The sequence below is a fragment of the Photobacterium alginatilyticum genome (genome assembly GCF_009910675.1).
GTDB lineage: Bacteria > Pseudomonadota > Gammaproteobacteria > Enterobacterales > Vibrionaceae > Photobacterium > Photobacterium alginatilyticum.
This window is the reverse complement of sequence record NZ_RSEJ01000005.1, coordinates 213,984-221,420: the sequence shown is the minus strand read 5'-3', so window position 1 is coordinate 221,420 and position 7,437 is coordinate 213,984. Positions and strand designations below refer to the sequence as shown.

7 protein-coding genes and 1 rRNA gene are annotated in these 7,437 nt (G+C 48.3%); 1 reads left to right on the top strand and 7 read right to left on the bottom strand.

All coding sequences use genetic code 11. The annotated features are described in order from the left end of the window. From EIZ48_RS07435 to EIZ48_RS07415, 5 genes are all read right to left on the bottom strand, one after another. A 16S ribosomal RNA gene (locus tag EIZ48_RS07435) occupies positions 1 to 361 on the bottom strand; the annotation flags it as partial. Between the two features lie 357 nt (positions 362 to 718). After that, on the bottom strand, positions 719 to 1,102 hold the full coding sequence (locus tag EIZ48_RS07430) for a prepilin-type N-terminal cleavage/methylation domain-containing protein (RefSeq protein WP_160649720.1): 384 nt from the start codon (positions 1,100 to 1,102) through the stop codon (positions 719 to 721). Then, positions 1,095 to 2,516 carry a hypothetical protein gene (locus EIZ48_RS07425; RefSeq protein ID WP_160649718.1) on the bottom strand — a complete coding sequence of 474 codons (1,422 nt, stop codon included), beginning with the start codon at positions 2,514 to 2,516 and terminating at the stop codon, positions 1,095 to 1,097. Before EIZ48_RS07425 ends, EIZ48_RS07430 begins: the two co-directional genes overlap by 8 nt. A gap of 9 nt (positions 2,517 to 2,525) precedes the next feature. Continuing rightward, the gene (locus EIZ48_RS07420; protein WP_160649716.1) at positions 2,526 to 3,155 is read right to left on the bottom strand and encodes a PilW family protein; all 630 of its coding nucleotides are present in this window, start codon (positions 3,153 to 3,155) and stop codon (positions 2,526 to 2,528) included. Further along, a complete protein-coding gene (locus tag EIZ48_RS07415; protein WP_160649735.1) occupies positions 3,127 to 3,660 on the bottom strand; it encodes a GspH/FimT family pseudopilin in 534 nt (177 codons plus the stop codon). Before EIZ48_RS07415 ends, EIZ48_RS07420 begins: the two co-directional genes overlap by 29 nt. A gap of 105 nt (positions 3,661 to 3,765) precedes the next feature. On the opposite strand from EIZ48_RS07415, the gene EIZ48_RS07410 reads away from it, so the two are divergent. After that, entirely contained in the window at positions 3,766 to 4,161 is a 396-nt protein-coding gene (locus tag EIZ48_RS07410) for a type IV pilin protein (protein ID WP_160649714.1), read from the top strand. A gap of 82 nt (positions 4,162 to 4,243) precedes the next feature. On the opposite strand, the gene dnaJ is transcribed toward EIZ48_RS07410, so the two are convergent. Further along, positions 4,244 to 5,389, bottom strand: coding sequence for a molecular chaperone DnaJ (dnaJ, locus tag EIZ48_RS07405; protein ID WP_075762451.1), 1,146 nt, complete (start codon positions 5,387 to 5,389; stop codon positions 4,244 to 4,246). 88 nt (positions 5,390 to 5,477) lie between these two features. Then, positions 5,478 to 7,406 (bottom strand): molecular chaperone DnaK, encoded by a 1,929-nt coding sequence (dnaK, locus tag EIZ48_RS07400; protein ID WP_160649712.1) that lies wholly within the window; start codon positions 7,404 to 7,406, stop codon positions 5,478 to 5,480. Positions 7,407 to 7,437: the final 31 nt, after the last annotated feature.

Below are 7,437 nucleotides of genomic sequence, written 5' to 3'. Positions count from 1 at the left end.
CTGGACCGTGTCTCAGTTCCAGTGTGGCTGATCATCCTCTCAGACCAGCTAGGGATCGTCGCCTTGGTGAGCCGTTACCCCACCAACTAGCTAATCCCACCTGGGCTAATCCTGACGCGAGAGGCCCGAAGGTCCCCCTCTTTGCTCCCYTCTMSYWAAAGAAAGGAGATTATGCGGTATTAGCCATCGTTTCCAATGGTTATCCCCCACATCAGGGCATATTCCCAGGCATTACTCACCCGTCCGCCGCTCGCCGCCCACAAACGCACCCGAAGGATTGTTTATGTCGCTGCCGCTCGACTTGCATGTGTTAGGCCTGCCGCCAGCGTTCAATCTGAGCCATGATCAAACTCTTCAATTAAAGTTTTGTTGGTCTCTCGACCGGCTCAATGAATACTGATTGAGTTTCCATTACTAGAAGCTAGTAACGAGAACTCGAATTGACTGTGCCAAATAACCGAAGTTATTTGTATTGGTCACTCAGTTCACTGATAAATCTTTTGACTAATCATTTCACGAGTGCCCACACAGATTGCATGGTCAAATTGTTAAAGAACATTGTTATCTCGACTTTCTAACGAGTAGTTTGTCGTGACAACGGAAGCGAATTATAGGGAGATATTTGGAAGAGGCAATAGTTTTTTTAAGAAAAAACACCAAGCGAACAAAGTTTATACAGTAACCCTGTTTTTTGTATAAATCAGAGACAAGACTCGTGCTAATTAAACTTGGTTCGCATTGTTGATAATGCCAAACTTTGCTTTTCATCCCGCCTGTCAGACCATGTCACAGTAGTTTGCAATTGCTTCGCATCACCTGACATTACTGATTTATATGTCCGCACCCAGTCATAAGTCCCTTCGGCTCGGCTAATAGTGCCGCTGGCACCAGAGATAGAGGCAAAACTCAGGCTCTGAACATACTGCATGTCATTTTCAGCTATCTGCAAGGCAACCAACCCCATCTGTACATACTCACTTTTACGCTCAAGGAAAGTTTGCATTTTAACCAAACCAAGAGTCGCGATAGCCACGACAGACATGGCAACGACAACTTCCACCAGCGAAAAGCCGTAACCCCTTCTCTGCTGATAACTAATCACGCCAGGTTCCTTCTTTCCATTTAACCGCGCTGCCACCGGGTGTCGCCCCTCCCCCCGGAGAGATAATACCTTGCCACTTGCTGATATCGTATTCAGCCCAGAGCGAGCCAAACACTTCAAAAACCAAATCAGGCATATCCACTGCCAGTCCACCAAACGCATAAAGGGCGCCGTGAGTATAGAAGGCTTTATTTTTATAAGAGTCACCATGAGCAGAACTCGAGCAAAATCCCGCCTTCTCACAAGAGGTAACCATATCAGCCGTCATCACGCTATCCGCTCGATCTCCAGTTTTAAACTGATAGACCAGCCCTGAAATACCCACCTGCCCGGCCGAATAAATAATGCCGTCGCGTACAACGATCATCACTTCCATGTCTGGTTTATTATCTGCTGGCGTATTCAAATCTATCGGCATCCCATCTGTTGCCGGTTTGTCACTACTCCCTAGATTACAACTACCATCAATCCAGATACGTTTAGCACCATTTTTATAAGCCTCATTAATTTTATCGGCACAGTTTTCAACCATCACACTGGTGTTATCCTTGTTAATGATGGCTGTCTGATTTCCCGTAAATTGTGAGTCCCGCACTTCTTTCCATTTATCTCTAGTCACCCCAAACAAGTCTTTGAACATATCCATTGCCGGGTCTTCATTAATATCGTTCGCCAGGTACTCCCCCTCTCTTGTCCCCACCATATTGAAGCTCTGATATCCGGGCGCACAGGAAAAGTTACCAAGCTTAGCGCTGTTATTTAGTGCAGCCAGATCGACGCTGGGGGGAACCTGACCTTCGCTATACCCATCATTGTCGCGAATAATCAGCTTGGAGTTTGCAGTACTGTCGCTATGCACAAAATTCTTCTTGTCCTTTACCACCATGGTAATGCACTCGTTTTTCCCATCCTTAGTGTTTTTATTAGGGAGCAAGGCAAAATCGCCCGTCAGGCGAAGCATGGAGGAAGTCTTGAATATTCCGGGCATCACAGACTTTGTAGTCACTTCTATATCTTTTGAAACTGTACGCTCACCATTTCCACCATTTCGCCCATTACTTTCTGATGCTTTACTTTTAAGGGTAAAATGTGGAGAGTTAATCATCGGCGGGTCAACCTCTACTTGCACATCAAGCCTCCCCCGCTCGCCAACGGGCAAGACCTCTTTTTCACAATCGCTATAACTTTGCAGGGGAGGTGGCACTCCGGCATTTTGTTTATTCACGGCAAACGCACATTCCAGTCCCCCCTGCGCAGCCCAGTGAAGCTTCTTGGCCGCCAGGGTATTTTGGAAACGCTTGACAAGAAAAAGGCTGGTATCGGCAGATTCGAAAAATGCATAGCTGCCGATCAGCAACAAGATGACAGCCACCATCAACGTTAGAAAACCTGAAGTTCTGCTCACTCGCTTCATCCTTTTTCCTTAATTCATCCGGTGAACTTTGAACGCCATTTGTTCATCATGACCATCAAACTGCGATTGTGCTTGGATCACAACGTCATAAAGCGGCGAAGCACTGCCATCAAAATAGAGTGAAGTAACCGTCATACTATTACTGTCAGTAATCGCTTCTCCTGATTTATTGACCCCCTTTCCGCAAGCCTCAGTTACATTAGGTATAGGTATTGAAATATCATGAATTTTTTTCTCAAGTGTATACAAGCGTATAGCCTTGTCATCCGCAAAGTAAAACACAGTGGAATAACGCACCTTCTCCACTCCCGAATCCTCAAACTCATAGGCATAGGCAATGCACTGGCCTGATTCTAAGATCTCAAGTTCTGAAGCCGCGCCAGCCCACTTTACCTGCCCTTCGCGGGTGCCTTTTATGGCATAGCCGGCTCTGCGTATGTCATCAAGGATAAAACGTGAAACATCATAGAACTCGTGGAAAAAATACGAACCGTCAGTAACCCGTACCGCCGTTTGGGTACCACTCAAAAAGGTCGAGACCATAAGGGATAAAGCCAGAATACCAATAGCCATGGCGACAAGGCTCTCAATCAGCGTCATCCCCTTGCAGTTAGCAGGACTCAAAGCCCGGTATTCCATTCTTACTACACCGCCTTATTCGTGACTTTTTACTCACTATCACTTCAATCCTTTGATCCGCTGTCATACCATCGGTTTTCAACTCATAGGTCATTCCTTGGTTGACCATGCTGCGGGCTCCATCAAATGAACTGTAGTTTCTGTTACTGCTTATTAAAATCGAAGGGAACTGACCGCCATCAACCACGGCTAACGCCTGTGTCCAGTCCGAGGCAGAACATCCACCGGGCGTAGCGGCATTTGATGTCATTACTACGCACCACCCGGAATTTGTCGACGAGCTCATATTGACATTGTGAACATAAATAGTCTGGTTGGTGCGAACAGCTTCGGTACGCGCCAAATGCAAATTGGTCGCCAACTGATTGGCCAAACGCCTGAGCTTGTAGTGCTCAAGCGTCGATGTAAAAGACGGCGCAGCCGTTGTCAGCAAGACGGTGATGACAGAGAGAGTTATCAGCAACTCCAATAGGGTAAAGCCTTGATGTGATACCCAACTTCGCATGCAATCACCTTGATTAATACCAATTTAATTGCATATAGATTATCACTCTAGAACAATAGCCTTACTTTATATCAATGAGTTAGCGATGCACTTCAGGAGATCGTGGTGAGCCAGATTCACAATTGCCAAAAAGGTATGACACTGATCGAATTATTGGTCGTGGTTGCCATTGTCGGGATTATCAGTGCGTTCGCCTACCCGGCCTATACCGATCATGTCACTAAAAGCTATCGAGAGGACGCCAAAGCCGGACTCGTCCGGTTGCAGCTATGGATGGAAGAGCAATACACCACCAACGGCAGTTATCCGGCAGCTGTCGATAACACCAGCTGTCCGGGCTGCAATCTCAATCTGAAGCGGTATGACTACGGTGCAACCTCTGGTGCCGGGGCCAATATCTATAAGTTATCAGCCACTCCCAAACTAGATGATACATGCGGGACGCTTTATTTAAACGCTGCCGGTGTGGGATCCGCATCAGGAAGCGGAGATTGCTGGTAAGAAAGATCGATAGAACACCGGTAAAATGCAGGCACAAAAAAGCCGACTTAACGTCGGCTTTTATCATGGCGTTCGCCAGTGCTTAACCAGTCAGGTCATCAAAGAACTTTTTCACGCCGTCAAAGAAACCTTCTGATTTAGGCTTATGCTTCTTTGCCGCAGAGCCACCCAGGGTCTCTTCCAGCTCTTGCAGAAGCTCCTTCTGACGAGAGCTCAGGTTAACAGGCGTTTCAACCACAAGCTTACAGATCAGATCGCCAACCGTACCGCCACGTACTGATTTCACCCCTTTGCCACGCATGCGGAACATACGGCCAGTCTGGGTTTCAGTAGGCACTTTCAGGTTAACGCGACCGTCTAGGGTCGGTACTTCAACCTCACCACCCAGGGCTGCCATGGTAAAGCTCACAGGTACTTCGCAGTACAGGTTGCTGCCATCACGCTCGAAGATATGGTGCTGGGCAACGTGAACCTGTACATACAGATCGCCTGCCGGTGCACCAAACTCGCCCGCTTCACCCTCGCCGGATAGTCGGATACGGTCGCCCGTATCAACACCCGCCGGGATCTTCACAGACAGAGTCTTGGTTTCTTCCTTACGGCCCTGACCATGACAGGTGCCACAAGGCTCCTTGATGATCTTGCCGCGACCGTGACAGTGCGGACACGTCTGCTGGACAGCAAAGAAGCCCTGACGCATCTGCACCTGGCCCTGACCGTGACAGGTGCCACAGGTTGTCGCTGACGTACCTTTCTTGGCACCGGAACCGTCACAGGTATCACAGTGAACCAAAGTAGGAACACGGATCTCTTTGCTACAACCGCGAACGGCTTCTTCCAGTGTCAGCTCCATGTTGTAGCGCAGATCAGCACCACGCTGAGCACGCTGCTGGCCACCGCGACGGCCACCGCCACCACCGAAGATATCGCCGAACACATCACCGAAAATATCGCCAAAGTCAGCGCCGCCGCCGAAGCCGCCACCGCCGCCCATACCACCCTGCTCAAACGCAGCATGGCCATACTGATCGTATGCCGCTTTCTTCTGAGGATCGGTCAGGATCTCATAGGCGGTTTTCACTTCTTTGAATTTTTCTGCAGCCTGCTCGTCACCCTGATTACGGTCGGGGTGAAACTTCATCGCAAGGCGCTTATAGGCCTTTTTAATATCACGTTCTGACGCGTCACGGCCAACGCCAAGAACCTCGTAAAAGTCACGTTTAGACATACTTAACTGTCACCTGCCTGAATACAGCTACGGGCGCAAGAGTATTCCTCCAACGCCCGCGCGAAAATAAGATTATGAATTAACTATCTTATTTTTTGTCGTCTTTAACTTCTTCGAACTCAGCGTCAACAACGTTGTCGTCTTGTTGAGCTTGCTGCTCGCCAGCTTCACCAGCACCAGCTTGTGCCTGCTGAGCTTGAGCCTGCTGCTGAGCAATTTCCATTAGCTTCTGAGAAGCTGCGATTAGCGCCTGAACTTTCGCGTCGATCGCTTCTTTATCTTCGCCTTTGCGTGCTTCTTCTAGTTCAGAAACAGCGGCTTCGATTTTCTCTTTCTCATCAGCTGGAAGTGCTTCACCGGCTTCTTCGATCTGCTTGCGCGTACCGTGTACTAGCTGGTCAGCCTGGTTACGTGCAGTTACCAACTCTTCGAACTTCTTGTCCGCTTCTTTGTTAGCTTCTGCTTCTTGTACCATTTTCTCGATATCTTCATCACTCAGGCCGCCAGAAGCTTGGATAGTGATCTTCTGCTCTTTACCTGTGCTCTTGTCTTTCGCAGACACGTGCAGGATACCGTCGGCATCAAGGTCGAAAGTAACTTCGATCTGAGGCATACCGCGAGGTGCTGCCTGGATACCTTCAAGGTTGAACTGACCAAGAGACTTGTTGTAGTTCGCCTGCTTACGCTCACCCTGTAGAACGTGGATAGTTACCGCGTTCTGGTTGTCTTCTGCCGTCGAGAATACCTGGTTCGCTTTTGTAGGAATCGTGGTGTTCTTCTCGATAAGCTTAGTCATTACGCCACCCATGGTTTCGATACCAAGAGATAGTGGAGTAACGTCTAGCAGTAGAACGTCTTTCACGTCGCCCGCAAGAACACCGCCCTGAACAGCCGCACCAACCGCTACAGCTTCATCCGGGTTCACGTCTTTACGTGGTTCTTTGCCGAAGAATTCAGATACTTTAGCCTGAACCATTGGCATACGAGTCTGACCACCAACAAGGATAACGTCAGTGATATCGCCTACAGACAGGTCTGCATCAGCCAGAGCAACTTTTAGTGGCTCAAGAGAGCGCTGAACAAGATCTTCAACCAGAGACTCAAGCTTCGCACGAGTCACTTTGATGTTCATGTGCTTAGGACCTGTTGCATCAGCAGTAACGTAAGGTAGGTTTACGTCAGTTTGCTGTGCAGAAGACAGTTCGATTTTCGCTTTTTCAGCAGCTTCTTTAACACGCTGCATCGCAAGAGGATCGTTCTTAAGGTTGATACCCTGCTCTTTGTTGAACTCTTCTACCAGGTAGTTGATCATGCGGTTATCGAAGTCTTCACCACCAAGGTGTGTGTCACCGTTAGTCGCCAGAACTTCAAACGTTTTCTCGCCTTCAACTTCATCGATTTCGATAATAGAGATATCGAATGTACCACCACCAAGGTCGTAAACAGCGATAGTGCGGTCACCGCCTTTCTTATCAAGGCCGTAAGCCAGTGCAGCTGCTGTTGGTTCGTTGATGATACGCTTAACTTCAAGACCTGCGATACGGCCGGCATCTTTAGTTGCCTGACGCTGAGCATCGTTGAAGTAAGCAGGAACAGTAACAACTGCGCCAGTCACTTCTTCGCCCAGGAAGTCTTCTGCCGTTTTCTTCATCTTCTTAAGTACTTCAGCAGATACCTGAGGAGCTGCCATTTTCTGGCCTTTCGCTTCTACCCATGCATCACCGTTGTCAGCCTTAACAATTTTGAAAGGCATAATTTCGATATCACGCTGAACTTCTTCGTCTTCAAAACGACGACCGATCAGACGCTTGATAGCGAATAGTGTATTTTCAGGGTTAGTTACCGCCTGACGTTTAGCTGGCTGACCAACTAACGTTTCACCATCTTGGGTGTAAGCGATAACAGATGCCGTTGTACGCTCACCCTCTGCATTCTCAATTACACGTGGTTTTTCACCATCAAGTACTGCTACACAAGAGTTAGTTGTACCCAAGTCAATACCAATGATTTTACCCATCAGGCTCTCTCCGAAATTCATTTAGTTCTAC

What these genes read in the sequence shown, in the direction of transcription:
- EIZ48_RS07425 (WP_160649718.1), bottom strand. Translation starts at nt 2,516, where the DNA reads ATGAAGCGAGTGAGCAGAACTTCAGGTTTTCTAACGTTGATGGTGGCT.
- EIZ48_RS07420 (WP_160649716.1), bottom strand. Translation starts at nt 3,155, where the DNA reads ATGGAATACCGGGCTTTGAGTCCTGCTAACTGCAAGGGGATGACGCTG.
- EIZ48_RS07415 (WP_160649735.1), bottom strand. Translation starts at nt 3,660, where the DNA reads ATGCGAAGTTGGGTATCACATCAAGGCTTTACCCTATTGGAGTTGCTG.
- dnaK (WP_160649712.1), bottom strand. Translation starts at nt 7,406, where the DNA reads ATGGGTAAAATCATTGGTATTGACTTGGGTACAACTAACTCTTGTGTA.
- dnaJ (WP_075762451.1), bottom strand. Translation starts at nt 5,389, where the DNA reads ATGTCTAAACGTGACTTTTACGAGGTTCTTGGCGTTGGCCGTGACGCG.